The sequence below is a fragment of the Pseudomonas sp. GW460-LB5 genome (assembly GCF_059423245.1).
In genome coordinates this window covers 26538-41023 of the sequence record NZ_JBWKXT010000057.1, presented here as the reverse complement: position 1 = coordinate 41023, position 14486 = coordinate 26538, and the positions used below count along the sequence as shown (strand labels likewise).

The 14486-nt window shown below is 63.9% G+C and carries 13 protein-coding genes; 11 read left to right on the top strand and 2 right to left on the bottom strand.

The window, feature by feature from the left end:
- Positions 1-65: 65 nt before the first annotated feature.
- Positions 66-1349 carry a putative hydroxymethylpyrimidine transporter CytX gene (cytX, locus tag AC07XM_RS25530; RefSeq protein WP_016489470.1) on the top strand — a complete coding sequence of 428 codons (1284 nt, stop codon included), beginning with the start codon at positions 66-68 and terminating at the stop codon, positions 1347-1349.
- Here the strand turns inward: cytX and AC07XM_RS25525 are convergent.
- On the bottom strand, positions 1318-2064 hold the full coding sequence (locus tag AC07XM_RS25525; RefSeq protein WP_016489469.1) for an RsiV family protein: 747 nt from the start codon (positions 2062-2064) through the stop codon (positions 1318-1320). The genes cytX and AC07XM_RS25525 overlap by 32 nt on opposite strands.
- Before the next feature lie 184 nt (positions 2065-2248).
- Here AC07XM_RS25525 and AC07XM_RS25520 point away from each other — a divergent pair, with 184 nt between their 5' ends.
- The 9 genes from AC07XM_RS25520 to AC07XM_RS25480 all read left to right on the top strand — a co-directional run bounded on the left by AC07XM_RS25520 (position 2249) and on the right by AC07XM_RS25480 (position 11546).
- Positions 2249-2866: an NUDIX domain-containing protein gene (locus tag AC07XM_RS25520; RefSeq protein WP_016489468.1), complete on the top strand. Its 618-nt coding sequence runs from the start codon at positions 2249-2251 to the stop codon at positions 2864-2866.
- Positions 2857-3309, top strand: coding sequence for a DUF1249 domain-containing protein (locus AC07XM_RS25515; protein ID WP_016501905.1), 453 nt, complete (start codon positions 2857-2859; stop codon positions 3307-3309). Before AC07XM_RS25520 ends, AC07XM_RS25515 begins: the two co-directional genes overlap by 10 nt.
- A 1-nt stretch (position 3310) precedes the next feature.
- Entirely contained in the window at positions 3311-4108 is a 798-nt protein-coding gene (cpdA, locus tag AC07XM_RS25510) for a 3',5'-cyclic-AMP phosphodiesterase (protein WP_023047362.1), read from the top strand.
- Positions 4109-4348: 240 nt separating this feature from the next.
- Positions 4349-4957, top strand: coding sequence for a YqiA/YcfP family alpha/beta fold hydrolase (locus AC07XM_RS25505; RefSeq protein ID WP_016489466.1), 609 nt, complete (start codon positions 4349-4351; stop codon positions 4955-4957).
- Positions 4958-4992: 35 nt separating this feature from the next.
- Complete coding sequence (gene parE, locus AC07XM_RS25500) at positions 4993-6897, top strand: DNA topoisomerase IV subunit B (protein WP_016489465.1); 1905 nt, start codon at positions 4993-4995, stop codon at positions 6895-6897.
- Entirely contained in the window at positions 6894-7880 is a 987-nt protein-coding gene (locus tag AC07XM_RS25495) for an esterase-like activity of phytase family protein (protein WP_016489464.1), read from the top strand. The genes parE and AC07XM_RS25495 overlap by 4 nt, the downstream gene beginning before the upstream one ends.
- A complete protein-coding gene (locus AC07XM_RS25490; RefSeq protein ID WP_102689376.1) occupies positions 7877-8395 on the top strand; it encodes a retropepsin-like aspartic protease family protein in 519 nt (172 codons plus the stop codon). The genes AC07XM_RS25495 and AC07XM_RS25490 overlap by 4 nt, the downstream gene beginning before the upstream one ends.
- A 10-nt stretch (positions 8396-8405) precedes the next feature.
- Positions 8406-10664, top strand: coding sequence for a DNA topoisomerase IV subunit A (parC, locus tag AC07XM_RS25485; RefSeq protein WP_102689375.1), 2259 nt, complete (start codon positions 8406-8408; stop codon positions 10662-10664).
- A gap of 171 nt (positions 10665-10835) precedes the next feature.
- Entirely contained in the window at positions 10836-11546 is a 711-nt protein-coding gene (locus AC07XM_RS25480; protein ID WP_016489461.1) for a PqiC family protein, read from the top strand.
- 110 nt (positions 11547-11656) lie between these two features.
- On the opposite strand, the gene AC07XM_RS25475 is transcribed toward AC07XM_RS25480, so the two are convergent.
- Complete coding sequence (locus AC07XM_RS25475; RefSeq protein WP_016489460.1) at positions 11657-13111, bottom strand: AhpA/YtjB family protein; 1455 nt, start codon at positions 13109-13111, stop codon at positions 11657-11659.
- A 134-nt stretch (positions 13112-13245) separates the two neighbouring features.
- Between AC07XM_RS25475 and serB the strand changes: the two genes are divergently transcribed.
- Entirely contained in the window at positions 13246-14460 is a 1215-nt protein-coding gene (serB, locus tag AC07XM_RS25470; protein WP_060516846.1) for a phosphoserine phosphatase SerB, read from the top strand.
- The last annotated feature ends 26 nt before the right edge of the window (positions 14461-14486 follow it).

Below are 14486 nucleotides of genomic sequence, written 5' to 3'. Positions count from 1 at the left end.
CCCCCCCCCCCCCGCTCCCACAATGGCTCGGCGAAGCCCCATCCATTCCTCTGGCGAACATGACAATGACCACCCCCAGCCAATTCTCCCCCGACCACCCGGTCCCCACCCACCAGCGCATCTTCGGCGCCCGCGACCTGTTCTCGCTGTGGTTCTCCCTCGGCATCGGCCTGATGGTGCTGCAAGTCGGCGCCATGCTCGCCCCAGGCCTTGGCCTTGCCAGCGCGGTGCTGGCCATCGCCCTGGGCACCGGCGTGGGTGTGCTGTTGCTGGGCGCCGCCGGTGTCATCGGCAGCGACACCGGCCTTTCTGCCATGGGCACCCTGAAACTCAGCCTGGGCAGCCATGGCGCGCGCTTGCCGGCTGTGCTCAACCTGCTGCAACTGGTAGGTTGGGGCGCATTTGAGATCATTGTCATGCGCGATGCCGCCAGCCTGCTGGGCGCGCGGGCGTTCGGCGAAGGCAGTGCCTGGAACAGCCCGATGCTCTGGACCCTGTGTTTCGGCGCTCTGGCCACCCTGCTGGCCGTCAGCGGGCCGCTGGCCTTCGTGCGCAAGGTGCTGCGCGCCTGGGGTATCTGGGTGTTGCTGGGCGCCTGTCTGTGGCTGACCTGGAACCTGTTCGCCAAGGCCGACCTGGCTGAACTGTGGGGCCGCGCCGGTGACGGTTCGATGTCGCTGGCCGTGGGCTTTGACATCGTCATCGCCATGCCGCTGTCCTGGTTGCCGCTGATCGCCGACTACTCGCGCTTCGCCCGCAACGGCAAGCACGTGTTCGGCGGCACGGTACTTGGCTATTTCATCGGCAACACCTGGCTGATGAGCCTGGGCGTGGCCTACACCCTGGCCTTTGCCGCCAGTGGCGAAGTCAATGCCTTGCTGCTGGCCCTGGCGGGCGCAGGCATGGGTATTCCGCTGCTGCTCATTCTGCTGGACGAGTCGGAAAAGGCCTTTGCCGACATCCACTCGGCGGCTGTTTCCACCGGCGTGCTCGTACCTGTGAAGGTTGAGCACCTGGCGCTGGGCATTGGCGTACTGTGCACCCTGATCGCCCTGCTGGCCCCGCTGGCCCAGTACGAAAACTTCCTGCTGCTGATTGGTTCGGTGTTCGCGCCGCTGTTTGGCGTGGTGCTGATGGACCACTACGTGATCCGTCGTCGTCGCCTGCCGGCGCAGGTGGGTGGCTTGCACTGGCAGGCACTGGTGGCCTGGTTTGCGGGGGTGGCGGCCTATCACCTGATTGCCGCCAACGCTCCAGAGCTGGGGGCTACCCTGCCAGCACTGTTACTGGCAGGTGTGCTGCACGGGCTGCTGAGCTTCAGCCGCGGCCGGGAAACAGTTCAGGCTTGAGTACGCCATTCAGGCGCGGGTAGGGGATCTTCAGTTCCACGTGGCCCATGGAATAGGGCGCGATGGCGTAGACCTCGTACTTGACCACTACCGCGCCGTACGTCAGGGCGATGTGCGGCGACTTCTTGAACGGCCAGGTCTTGACGAACTCGGCGTCCTTGTCCATGCCCACGCTCATCAGCCAGGCCCGGTGCGACTCCTCGACGGTTTTCCAGAAGGTCTCCTCCTGGCCTGGCACAAGCATGTCCTGCAGGGTCAGCACCTTGTCCAGCTTGCGCGAGTAGTTGATGAAGCCGCGCCCGGGCATGCCATGCGCGCCACCACTGTCCAGGTAGCTGGACAATTCGATGATCACCAGCCCGTCATGCTGCTCGCGTACCTTGGCTTGCAAATAACTGCTGTTACGTTTGTCGGCACTGGCCAGGTATTGCTGTTCGTAGGCCTGCAAGGTGCTGGGCGCGGTGCCATGCTGATTGTCTTCGGTCAGTTGCAGCAGGCGCTTTTCGACGATGCCGTCGAGCGCGGGCAGGGCCGGGAAGTGGACCGTGTCGATGTTCACCAGCGGGCAGTCGCTTTCGCTGCAGCCGGGTTTGACATGCTCCCAGGCGTCGCGCTTGACCTCGAGCGGGGCCCGGTAGTTGGGCGTGAACAGGCTCTGGCAGGCGCCTAGAGCCAGTGCCAGCACAGCCACGGAAGTCAGTTTGACAAGTGTCATGGTGATCCTTGCAGAACAGGGAAAGTCGGCCTTTGACCGTCTGCGCGGCCTTCAGTTCGCCACTAAGCTAACAGAGTGAAGACGCGCTGTCCCGAGTGTGCGAACGGTTGCCGGAAAGGGGTGAAACGGGCAAGCGTGCAGAGTAGGATGGCGCGATGCGGTAATTGAGGTAACGAGGATTTCCATGTCAGACACGTTGAATTCGGTGCCCAAGGCGGTCGAGATCGTCAAGCGGGACAATTGCTTCCAGGGCTTCTACAAGCTCGACAAGGTGCACCTGCGCCACGAGCTGTTTGCCGGTGGCATGGGCCGCGAGATCAGCCGCGAACTGTTTGTGCGCCACGATGCAGTGTGTGTGCTGCCTTACGACCCGTTGCGTGATGAAGTGGTGCTGATCGAGCAGTTCCGCGTCGGCGCACTGGACAAGGTCGGTAACCCCTGGCTGATCGAGATGGTTGCCGGGCTGATCGACAAGGATGAAGAACCCGAGGAAGTCGCCCATCGCGAAGCCGAGGAAGAGGCTGGCCTGACGTTCAGTGCCTTGTGGCCGATGACCCGCTACTTCCCGTCGCCCGGCGGCAGTGACGAATACGTTCACCTGTTCCTTGGCCGTTGCAGCAGCGAAGGCGCGGGAGGGCTGCATGGTCTGGAAGAAGAGGGCGAAGACATCCGCGTGCGCGTGTGGTCGTTCGAGGATGCCTTGCAGGCGGTACGCGATGGGCGCATCTGCAACGCGGCGACTATTATCGGCTTGCAATGGCTGGCGCTGAACCGTGACGAAGTACGAGGTATGTGGAAGTGAACCTGCTGCGCGAGCGCTATCGAGTCGACCTGGTCGGGCTGCAGGCCGCCTGCGAGGCCAACTACGCCCGGCTGATGCGCCTGTTGCCCGACATGCGCACCACCCAGAGCTCGCGCCGCATCGGCATGACCCAGGGCGACCAGATGCTCGGCGTGCTGGTGCTGGACGTGGTGCTGGCCTGCCCGTACACCACCACCTTGCATGTGCGTCAGGAGCACAGCCTGCCGTGGCTGCCGGTGCCGCACCTGGAAGTGCAGGTGTACCACGATGCACGCATGGCCGAAGTGGTCAGCGCCGAACACACCCGGCGCCTGCGCAGTATCTACCCGTATCCGAACGAGGCCATGCACCAGCCGGACGAAAAGGCCCAGCTCAACCTGTTCCTGGGTGAATGGCTGAGCCACTGCCTGGCCTGCGGCCACGAACTGGCAAGCGTTCGCTGACATGCATCCAGACCAGACGCGCCCTGTACATGTGCTGCAACTGACCGACGCCCATCTTTTCGCCGATCCGGCCGGCAGCATGCTGGGGCTCAATACCCGTGACAGCCTGCGCCATGTGGTGGCCCAGGTGCGGCGCGAGCAACCGCTTATCGACCTGCTGTTGTGTACAGGTGATCTGTCCCAGGACGCTAGCGTTGCCTCTTATGAGGCGTTCCGGGAGCTGACGGCGCCGTTAGCCGTGCCCACCCGCTGGTTGCCGGGTAACCACGACGAGGCCCGGATAATGGCTGAAGTGGCCCCGGAACTGGTGCAAGCGGTAACTGATGTTGGGGCCTGGCGTATTGTCATGCTCAACACTGCGGTGCAGGGGGCGACACACGGTCTGCTGGAGAGCGACCAGCTGGCGGTGCTGGAGGCCGCCTTGAACGAGGCGGGCGAGCGGCATTGCCTGGTGTGCTTCCACCATCAGCCGGTAGACATCGGCTGCGCCTGGATCGCGCCGATCGGCTTGCGCAATGCCCAGGCTCTGTTCGATATCGTCGAGGCTTATCCACAGGTGCGGGCGTTGCTGTGGGGGCATGTGCATCAGGAATGGGATGAGGTGCGCGACGGGCGGCGCCTGCTGGCCACGCCTTCAACCTGTATTCAGTTCGCGGCGCGCAGCGAAGACTTCAAGGTGAGCGAGGAGCAGCCCGGGTACCGCTGGTTGCGCCTGCACGCCGACGGGCGGCTGGAAACCGGGGTGGAGCGGGCCACGGATTTTGCGGTGAAACTCGACTTTGATAGCCCGGGGTATTGAGGATCTTGGGGCTGCTGCGCAGCCCATTCGCGGCACAAGGCCGCTCCCACAGGAGACCGGGAATCCCTGTGGGAGCGGCCTTGTGCCGCGAATGGGCGCAGAGCGCCCCCGGTACTTTCAAGTCTGTTGAAGAATTTGTTGCTAAAACCACGGTGCGGCGCCAAAACCCGGCGAACGCGCTACACTGCGCGTCCCTGCGCCCACATCATCAGGCGCGAAGCCACAGATTTCGGGGGCAGCATGTCGGGTTCCATCCTCTATATCCATGGCTTCAACAGCTCGCCGCTGTCGACCAAGGCGCGCCAGCTCGACGCCGTGATGCAGCAACTGGGCCTGTCGGCCCAGCTACGTGTGCCCGCCTTGCATCACCACCCGCGGCAGGCCATCGCCCAGCTTGAAGCGGCCATCGCCGAACTGGGTGCGCCACTGCTGGTGGGCAGTTCGCTCGGCGGCTACTATGCCACCCATCTGGCCGAGCGCCATGGCCTCAAGGCCCTGCTGGTCAACCCTGCGGTAACGCCGCACAAGCATTTCGACGGGTACCTGGGCACTCAGCGCAATCACTACAGCGGTGAAACCTGGGAGCTGACCCACGATCACGTACAGGCCCTGGCCGAGCTGGAAGTGCCGGCCCCGGTGGATGCCGGCCGCTATCAAGTGTGGCTGCAGACCGCCGATGAGACCCTGGACTATCGCCATGCCGAGCGTTATTACCGTGCATGCGCCCTGCGTATCCAGGCCGGTGGCGATCACAGCTTCCAGGGCTTTGCCGAGCGCCTGCCGGCTCTGCTGGCGTTTGCCGGCATTGCTCGCGGGCACTACGCGGCGCTCGATTTTTCTGTATTTTGACCTTTTTGCATTCACCAGACTGACGACGAGACCCTATGGCCAATCCCAGCGCTAGCGCCTATAACGCAGACGCCATCGAAGTCCTCTCGGGCCTTGACCCGGTCCGCAAGCGGCCGGGCATGTACACCGATACCAGCCGCCCCAACCACCTGGCCCAGGAAGTCATCGACAACAGTGTTGACGAAGCCCTGGCTGGCCACGCCCGTTCTGTGCAGGTCATCCTGCATGCCGACCATTCGCTGGAGGTCAGCGACGATGGCCGCGGCATGCCGGTGGACATCCACCCGGAAGAGGGCGTGTCCGGTGTCGAGCTGATCCTTACCAAGCTGCATGCCGGCGGCAAGTTCTCCAACAAGAACTACCAGTTCTCCGGGGGGTTGCACGGTGTGGGTATCTCGGTGGTCAACGCCCTGTCGACCCAGGTACGTGTGCGCGTCAAGCGCGACGGCAACGAATACCAGATGACCTTCGCCGATGGCTTCAAGGCCAGCGAGCTGGAAGTGGTCGGCTCGGTCGGCAAGCGCAACACCGGTACCAGCGTCTACTTCAGTCCAGACCCGAAGTACTTCGACTCACCCAAGTTCTCCATCAGCCGCCTCAAGCATGTGCTCAAGGCCAAGGCCGTGCTGTGCCCGGGGCTGCTGGTAAGCTTTGAAGACAAAGCCAGCGGCGAGAAGGTCGAGTGGCACTATGAAGACGGCCTGCGTTCTTACCTGGTCGATGCGGTCAGCGAGTTCCAGCGCCTGCCTGACGAGCCGTTCTGCGGCAGCCTGGCGGGCAACAAGGAAGCCGCAGACTGGGCGTTGCTGTGGTTGCCAGAAGGCGGCGACAGCGTCCAGGAAAGCTACGTCAACCTGATCCCCACTGCGCAGGGCGGCACCCATGTCAACGGCCTGCGTCAGGGCCTGCTGGATGCCATGCGCGAGTTCTGCGAGTTCCGCAATCTGCTGCCGCGTGGGGTGAAGCTGGCGCCGGAGGACGTGTGGGAGCGCATCTCTTTCGTGCTCTCGATGAAAATGCAGGAGCCGCAGTTCTCCGGGCAGACCAAAGAGCGCCTGTCGTCGCGCGAGGCGGCTGCCTTTGTCTCCGGCGTGGTCAAGGACGCCTTCAGCCTGTGGCTCAACGCCCACCCCGAGCTGGGCATGCAACTGGCAGAACTGGCCATCAGCAACGCCGGGCGCCGCCTGAAGGCCAGCAAGAAGGTCGAGCGCAAGCGCATCACCCAGGGCCCGGCTTTGCCGGGCAAGCTGGCCGATTGCGCCGGCCAGGACCCGATGCGTGCCGAACTGTTCCTGGTCGAGGGTGACTCGGCGGGTGGCTCGGCCAAGCAGGCACGGGACAAGGAATACCAGGCGATCCTGCCGCTGCGCGGCAAGATCCTCAACACCTGGGAAGTGGACGGTGGCGAAGTTCTGGCCAGCCAGGAAGTGCACAACATCGCCGTGGCCATCGGTGTTGACCCGGGTGCCACAGACCTGGCGCAACTGCGTTACGGCAAAGTCTGCATCCTCGCCGACGCCGACTCTGACGGCCTGCACATCGCCACGCTGCTGTGTGCGCTGTTCGTCCAGCACTTCCGTGCGCTGGTGGAGGCGGGGCATGTGTACGTGGCCATGCCACCGCTGTATCGCATCGACCTGGGCAAGGAAATCTACTACGCCCTCGACGAAGCCGAGCGTGACGGCATCCTCGACCGCCTGGTGGCCGAGAAGAAGCGCGGTAAACCGCAGGTTACCCGCTTCAAGGGCCTGGGTGAGATGAACCCGCCGCAACTGCGTGAAACCACCATGGACCCGAACACCCGGCGCCTGGTGCAGCTGACCCTGGATGACGTCGAGGCCACCTGCGAGCTGATGGACAAGCTGCTAGCCAAGAAGCGCGCAGGTGACCGCAAGAGCTGGCTGGAAACCAAAGGCAACCTGGCCGAGGTCATGGTTTGATTCGGCACGTTCTTGCCGTTTGCGTTGCGTTGGTTGCCTTGCCTGCCCTGGCGGGTAACTGGCCCGAGCTGAAGCTCACTGCCGAGTACCCGATTGACGGCATGCGCGGTGGCAACTTGTCCGGCCTGGCGCAATGCCGGGGCGGGCTGTGGGGCGTGTCCGACCGCGACGACGACCGCATCTACCGCTTCGACCAGCAGAACCCGACGTGGCGCGCGCAACCGCTAACCTTTACCCCGCCATCGCCTCCGGAAAGCGGCCTGCCATGGGGCCTGAAATCGCGTAATTGGGCGGCCTCGTACATTCGCGGGGGCGAGCTGGATTTCGAAGGTATCACCTGTGACCAGGCGGGTAACCTGTACCTGGCCAGTGAAGCCCATGCCGCCGTATTGCAGTTACCGGTACAAGGCGAGCCGGACTGGTTGAAGATCGACCCGGCCATGGTGCGCCAGGCCCGCGCCAGCGGCATGCTGCTGAACTTCAATGCCTTGTTCGAAGGCCTGGCGATCAACCCGGCGGGCGACCGCCTGTGGCTGGCCGCCGAACGCGAGCGCCGTGGCCTGGTGGCCATCGAGCGCCAGCAATCGGTGTGGACCTGCGGACGCAGCTGTGTGCTGCTGAGCGAGGCCGGAGTCGAGATGCAGCCTGCACAAATGCCCAATGCCAGGGCGCTGTCGCGCGATTTTGCCGACCTGGCCTGGTTCGAGGGCAAGCTCTTCACCCTCGAACGCAATGCTTACCGGGTCTGCCGGCGTGATACCGACAGCGGTCAGGTCGAGCGCTGCTGGTCGTTTGCGGCCGACGCCCTGGCCGAGGCGCGCCGATACCCGCAACCATTCGGCCTGGCCGAAGCCCTTGTGATTGATGCCAAGGGCGCATGGATCGGCCTGGACAACAACAACGGCGCCCGGGCCGATGGCGAGACGCGTCCGATTGTCTGGCGCTTCGCTGCACCGGAAGGTGGCTGGAGCGCCAAACCATGAGCCAGGCGCCGGGCAAGCGGGCGGGCAGGGTACTGATGATCGTCGCCTGGGCGGCGGCACTGTTCCTCGCCACGCGCTTTTTCGGCCAGTGGGAAGACAGCCAGCGCAACCCTAATGCCCAGGTGCAGTCCGAGCACGGCGAAGGCTTTGTCGAAGTGCGCCTGCTGGGCAACGGCCAGGGCCACTTCATGGTGGATGGCGCGATCAACGGCCAGGCGGTGCATTTCCTGCTCGACACCGGTGCCACCGATGTGGCGATCCCCGAGGCGCTGGCCCGTGACCTGAACCTTGAGCGCGGCAGCCCGGTGTTGCTCAGCACCGCCAATGGCCGCACCGAAGGCTACCGCACACGCCTGGTCAGCCTGCAACTGGGCGATATCCGCCTGCAGGATGTGCGCGCCATCGTGGTGCCGGGGCTGGACGGGCAAACCGTACTGCTGGGCATGAGTGCCCTGAAACAACTTGAATTTACCCAGCGCGGCGGCACCATGCTGCTACGCCAGAACCTGAAATGACGAGGCCCGCATGAGCGACTCACTGGAACTCAGCCTGGACGGTGTCGAACGCCGCTCGCTGGCTGACTTCACCGAACAGGCCTACCTCAACTATTCCATGTACGTGATCATGGACCGCGCCTTGCCGCACATCGGCGATGGCCTGAAGCCGGTGCAGCGACGCATCGTCTATGCCATGAGCGAGTTGGGGCTCGATGCCGATGCCAAGCACAAGAAGTCGGCGCGCACCGTCGGTGACGTGCTCGGCAAGTTCCACCCCCACGGCGACTCGGCCTGCTACGAGGCCATGGTGCTGATGGCGCAACCGTTCAGCTACCGCTACACCCTGGTCGACGGCCAGGGTAACTGGGGTGCGCCGGACGATCCGAAGTCGTTCGCCGCCATGCGTTATACCGAGGCGCGGTTGTCACGCTACGCCGAAGTGCTGCTCAGCGAAGTTGGCCAAGGCACCGTGGATTGGGTACCGAACTTTGACGGCACCCTGCAGGAGCCGGCCGTGCTGCCGGCGCGCCTGCCCAACATCCTGCTCAACGGTACCACCGGTATCGCCGTGGGCATGGCCACCGACGTGCCGCCGCACAACCTGCGTGAGGTGGCCAGCGCCTGCGTGCGCCTGCTCGACGAGCCCAAGGCCACCATCGAGCAGCTGTGCGAGCACATTCAGGGGCCGGACTACCCCACCGAGGCGGAAATCATCACGCCGCGGGCAGAAATCCTCAAGATGTACGAAAGCGGCCGCGGCTCGATCCGCATGCGTGCCGTTTACCGCGTCGAGGATGGCGATATCGTTGTGACTGCACTGCCACACCAGGTCTCCGGGGCCAAGGTGCTGGAGCAGATCGCCGCACAGATGCAGGCCAAGAAACTGCCGATGGTGGCGGACCTGCGTGACGAATCCGACCACGAGAACCCGTGCCGCATCGTCATCATCCCGCGCTCCAACCGTGTGGATGCCGACGAACTGATGCAGCACCTGTTCGCCACCACCGACCTGGAGAGCAGCTACCGGGTCAACGTCAATATCATTGGCCTGGACGGCCGCCCGCAGTTGAAGAACCTGCGTGCAATATTGGTGGAATGGCTGGAGTTCCGCACCAACACTGTTCGCCGGCGGCTGCAGCATCGCCTGGACAAGGTGGAAAGGCGCCTGCACCTGTTGGACGGTTTGCTCACCGCATTCCTCAACCTGGATGAAGTGATTCACATCATTCGTACCGAGGAGCACCCCAAGCAGGCGCTGATTGCCCGATTCGAGCTGAGCGAAATCCAGGCTGAGTACATCCTCGAGACCCGCCTGCGTCAGCTGGCGCGCCTGGAAGAGATGAAAATCCGCGGCGAGCAGGACGAACTGCTCAAGGAACAGGCCAAGCTGCAGGCGCTGCTGGGCAGCGAGGCCAAGCTGCGCAAGCTGGTGCGCAGCGAACTGATCAAGGATGCCGAAACCTACGGCGATGCGCGCCGTTCGCCCATCGTCGAGCGCGTCGAAGCCAAGGCCCTTTCGGAAAACGAACTGATGCCGACCGAGCCGGTCACCGTGGTGCTCTCGGAGAAGGGCTGGGTGCGTTGCGCCAAAGGCCACGACATCGACGCCACCGGCTTGTCGTACAAGGCCGGCGATGGCTTCAAGGCCGCTGCGGCCGGGCGTTCCAACCAGTTTGCCGTGCTCATCGACTCTACGGGCCGCAGCTACTCGGTGGCTGCTCACAGCTTGCCGTCGGCACGTGGTCAGGGCGAGCCGCTGACCGGCCGCCTGACGCCACCGCCGGGGGCCACCTTCGAGTGCGTGCTGTTGCCGGACGACGACGCGCTGTACGTGGTGGCCTCGGATGCGGGCTACGGCTTTGTGGTCAAGGGTGAAGACTTGCAGGCCAAGAACAAGGCCGGCAAGGGTTTGCTCAGCTTGCCCAACGGTGCCAAGGTCATGACCCCGCGCCTGGTGGCCAATCGCGAGCAGGACTGGCTGGCAGCCGTGACCACCGAAGGTCGCTTGCTGGTGTTCAAGGTCAGCGACTTGCCGCAGCTGGGCAAGGGCAAGGGCAACAAGATCATTGGCGTGCCGGGCGACCGGGTGGCCAGTCGTGAAGAATATGTCACCGATCTGGCCGTTATTGCCGAAGGTGCGACCCTTGTATTGCAAGCCGGCAAGCGTACCCTTTCTCTGAAAGCGGACGACCTGGAGCATTACAAGGGTGAGCGCGGACGGCGAGGCAGCAAGCTGCCACGCGGCTTCCAGCGCGTCGATGGGTTGCAGGTGGAAGTGCCGGCGTAACGTGCAGAAATGTCTGGAACGGCAATTTCAGCGCCGTTCCGGGCAGAAATGCTGGAGTCGGACGGTTATTTCGCGGATGATATGGCCCTTGCGGTGCCGACGTAGTCGTGTGCCCGTTTGAATCTATATGTATCACTGCGGTGGCCTATAGGCGACCGCCTGGATGGGATGATGAAACTTCTGCGCCTTCCATTTGCGCTGTTGATGACTGGCCTGCTGGGCCTTGGCGGGTGCACCATGCATCAGCCGGTTGCCTTGTACCAGCTCGACAGTGGTGATCCTGGCCAGCCTTCGCAGAGTGCAGGCATGGCCGTGGTGCTCGGCCCGGTATCGGTAGCCGATTACCTGCAGCGTGAGACGTTCCTGCAGCGTCAAGCCGATGGCAGCTTGAGCGCGGCGACTGACGGCCGTTGGGCGGGTAGCCTTTCGTCGGATATCGACCAGTTGCTGGTGCGTCAACTGGCCTGGCGCCTGGACAGCCAGCGCGTTGTGCTGGCGCCGGCGACCGCTGGCTTCAGCCCGGACGTGCAGGTACTGTTGTCGATCACGCGCCTGGACTCGGGCAAAAACCAGCCGGCCATCCTGGATGCCCAGTGGCGTCTGCTGGACCGCCGGGGCCATGTGCGTGACAACCGTATCGTTCACCTCGAGCAGCAGCATGAGGGTAGCGAGTCGTCGCAGGTACAGGCTCAGGGCCAACTGCTGCAGAAGCTGGCTGAACAGCTGAGCACCGCAGTCAAGCCACTGGCCAACCAGCCGGCGATTGCCGAAGAAGCCCCGAAAAAGCCCGCTGCACCGGTGCAGGTGAAGAAGGGGCCGGAGAAGTCCAAGATTCCGATGGCCTCGCCGATTCGCACCGACATGGAAGTTTATCGGTTCTGATTCAACAGCCATCCACAAAAAAGCCCGCATAGGTTGCGGGCTTTTTTGTATCTAAAGGATAGATGCGGACTTTGTGGGAGCGGGCGTGCCCGCTCCCACAGGGGAAACTGTCAGGCGCGGCGTTCGTGCATGCGGGCCAGCTGGCGCTCCAGCATCGACGGGTAAGGCTCCATCAAGCGCTCCACACAGCAGGCGCCTTCTGGGCTGGCAATCGGGCGAATGCGGGCGCGCTGGCGAATCAGCGCGTCATCGCTGATCTGCCGCTCCACCAGCAACAGGTTGCGGCTGTGCTGTGACAGCGCCAGGGCATCCTGGGCCTTTTCGGTCATCAGCAGGTCCACCAGCTCCAGCCCTTGCAGGTCGTTGCCCAGGACCAGGCCCAGCTGCAGCTGAAGGGTGATGCCGCTGTCAGCCACTTCGATCTGCAGGGCATGACCCAAGGCGCGCAACAGCTCACCGCAGCAGATGGCGTTGGTCAGGTAGTCCTCGCCACAGTCGCGGCTGTGGAACAGCACCAGGGTGCTGCCGTCGTTGAGCGTGTGGGTTTCACCGTCATAGAGCGAGGCTGCATGCTCCAGGCAATCGCGGTAGCGTTCGGTCAGCTCGGTCAGGCGTGTGCGGGGCAAGCGGCGCAGTTGTTCCTGCGAGCCCAGTTGCACGGCAAGTACGGCGCTGTACTGCGGCTCGTCAGACTCGACCGGGGCGGCTTTGGGCGCACTGTCGTCGTCCAGCAGGCCGGCAAAGGCGTCGTCATCTTCCTCAGCCAATGCGGCAACCCTGGGACGCGACGCAGCCGTGGAGGCCGGTGCTGTGTCGTGGAAGTCGTCGAAATGCTCGTCGTCCTCCTCCTCAAGCTCTGGCTCCGGCGGTGGCGGCGGGGCCAGGCGCGCATGCAGCTGGCGCGCGATGTCGCCGATCTCGTCCTGGCGGTCTGTGGCCGGGGTATAGGGTTGCGGGTCACGCAGCCACACCCGCAACTGCAGCAGCGGCAGGGTGATGAAACGGCCCTGTCGCAGGCTCAGGCTGAGGGCCAGGGCCAACAGGATGGCCGCCATGATCCCCATGCTCTGCAGGCTGATCAGCATCGGTTGCTGGAACTGGCTCATGTCCAGGCTGATGCGCAGTTGCCCGGCTGTCACGTCCTGGAAGGTGATCTTGGTCTGGTACAGGCCCTCCGCCTCGCCCAGCAGGCTATTGCGCGGGCGCTGGCCGGCTTCGGCGAGGATACGGTTGTCCACGCTATAGATAGCCGCGTGGGCCACCAGCGGGTTTTTCACCAGGTTGCCCAGCAGCACATTGAGACTGAGGATGTCGTTGGACACCAGCAGCTCGGTCGCCGAGGTGGCGGTCTGGGTGGTCAGGCTCTGGCCAAGGGCATCGGCCTGCTCGTGCATGGCCTGCTTGAACTGCAGGCCCATCACGCAGGCATAGATCACCAACGCCAGCGCGACCAGGAAGATGTTGGTGCAGGCGATGCGCAATGCCAGCGGCACGCGGCGTTGACTCAGGGCACGATAGATCATCAGGAAGAAATTGTCTGGTTTGACGGGCGTGGGCCGGTTCACTGAGCTCGGCTCTTAATGGCAGAAAGTGTGGGGCAGTATAGCGACCCCGGTTTTGTCGGCAAAGTATCGTTGGCGCCCGATGGTCACGGAAAATCGGTAGAATGCGCATTTTTCATCGAAGTCGGAGCCAGGTTGTGCGCGAAATCGTCCTGATCAACATCACCGGTGAGGACCGTCCCGGTCTCACTGCGGCAATCACCGGCGTCCTGCTGCAGGGCGGTGTGAGCATCCTCGACATAGGCCTGGCAGTCATGCACGGCACTTTGTCGTTCGGTATCCTGGTCGACATCCCCGACAACGAAGTGGCTACCGCCCTGCTGCAAAGCGTACAGGCCAAGGCCCACGAACTGAACCTGCAGGCCCGCTACACGCCTATTTCCGAGGCCGACTACCAGCACTGGGCTGACGGCCAAGGTGAAGCGCGCCACATCGTCACCCTGCTCAGCCGCAAGATCACCCCCGAGCAACTGCAGCGGGTGAGTGCGGTGATCAGCCAGTACGGGCTCACCATCGAGCGCATCGAGCGTTTGTCTGCGCGCGTGGCGCTGGATGCCGAAACCGAAAAAGGCAAGGCGGCCATCGAGATCTCCGTGCGTGGCGCACCGAGCGATGCCCAGGCCCTGCGTGCCGACTTCTTTGCCCTGGCCGAAGCGCTGAGCGTCGATATCGCCTTCCAGAAGGACGACCTGTTCCGCCGTAACCGCCGCCTGGCGGTGTTCGACATGGACTCGACGCTGATCGAAGCCGAAGTCATCGACGAACTGGCCAAGGCGGCCGGCGTGGGTGAGCAGGTGGCGGCCATCACTGAGCGGGCCATGCGCGGTGAGCTGGACTTCCGCGCCAGCTTCAAGGAGCGCATGGCGCTGCTCAAGGGCCTGGATGTGGGTGTGCTGGACGAAATCGGTGCCTCGCTGCGCCTGACCGAGGGTGCCGAAAACCTGTTCGCCGAGCTCAAGCGCCTGGGTTATAAGACCGCGATCCTGTCCGGTGGCTTTACCTACTTCGCTCGCCAGGTGCAGGCGCGCCTGGGCATCGACTATGTGTTTGCCAACGAGCTGGAAGTGGTCGACGGTAAAGTGACCGGCGTAGCTGTCGAGCCGATCGTCGATGCCCAGCGCAAGGCCGAGCTGCTGCAAAAGCTGGCCCACGAAGAAGGCTTGCAGCTGGAGCAGACCATTGCCGTGGGCGATGGCGCCAATGACCTGCCGATGCTGTCGCTGGCCGGCCTGGGCGTAGCGTTCCGCGCCAAGCCGCTGGTGCGCCAGTCTGCCAAGCAGGCGATTTCCACCCTGGGGCTGGATGGCGTGCTGTACCTGCTGGGCCTGCGCGACCGCGACGCCCGCGGCTAGTTTGCCGTTTAATCTTCAGCGCCTGT

What these genes read in the sequence shown, in the direction of transcription:
- cytX (WP_016489470.1), top strand. Translation starts at nt 66, where the DNA reads ATGACCACCCCCAGCCAATTCTCCCCCGACCACCCGGTCCCCACCCAC.
- AC07XM_RS25525 (WP_016489469.1), bottom strand. Translation starts at nt 2,064, where the DNA reads ATGACACTTGTCAAACTGACTTCCGTGGCTGTGCTGGCACTGGCTCTA.
- AC07XM_RS25520 (WP_016489468.1), top strand. Translation starts at nt 2,249, where the DNA reads ATGTCAGACACGTTGAATTCGGTGCCCAAGGCGGTCGAGATCGTCAAG.
- cpdA (WP_023047362.1), top strand. Translation starts at nt 3,311, where the DNA reads ATGCATCCAGACCAGACGCGCCCTGTACATGTGCTGCAACTGACCGAC.
- AC07XM_RS25505 (WP_016489466.1), top strand. Translation starts at nt 4,349, where the DNA reads ATGTCGGGTTCCATCCTCTATATCCATGGCTTCAACAGCTCGCCGCTG.
- parE (WP_016489465.1), top strand. Translation starts at nt 4,993, where the DNA reads ATGGCCAATCCCAGCGCTAGCGCCTATAACGCAGACGCCATCGAAGTC.
- AC07XM_RS25490 (WP_102689376.1), top strand. Translation starts at nt 7,877, where the DNA reads ATGAGCCAGGCGCCGGGCAAGCGGGCGGGCAGGGTACTGATGATCGTC.
- parC (WP_102689375.1), top strand. Translation starts at nt 8,406, where the DNA reads ATGAGCGACTCACTGGAACTCAGCCTGGACGGTGTCGAACGCCGCTCG.
- AC07XM_RS25480 (WP_016489461.1), top strand. Translation starts at nt 10,836, where the DNA reads ATGAAACTTCTGCGCCTTCCATTTGCGCTGTTGATGACTGGCCTGCTG.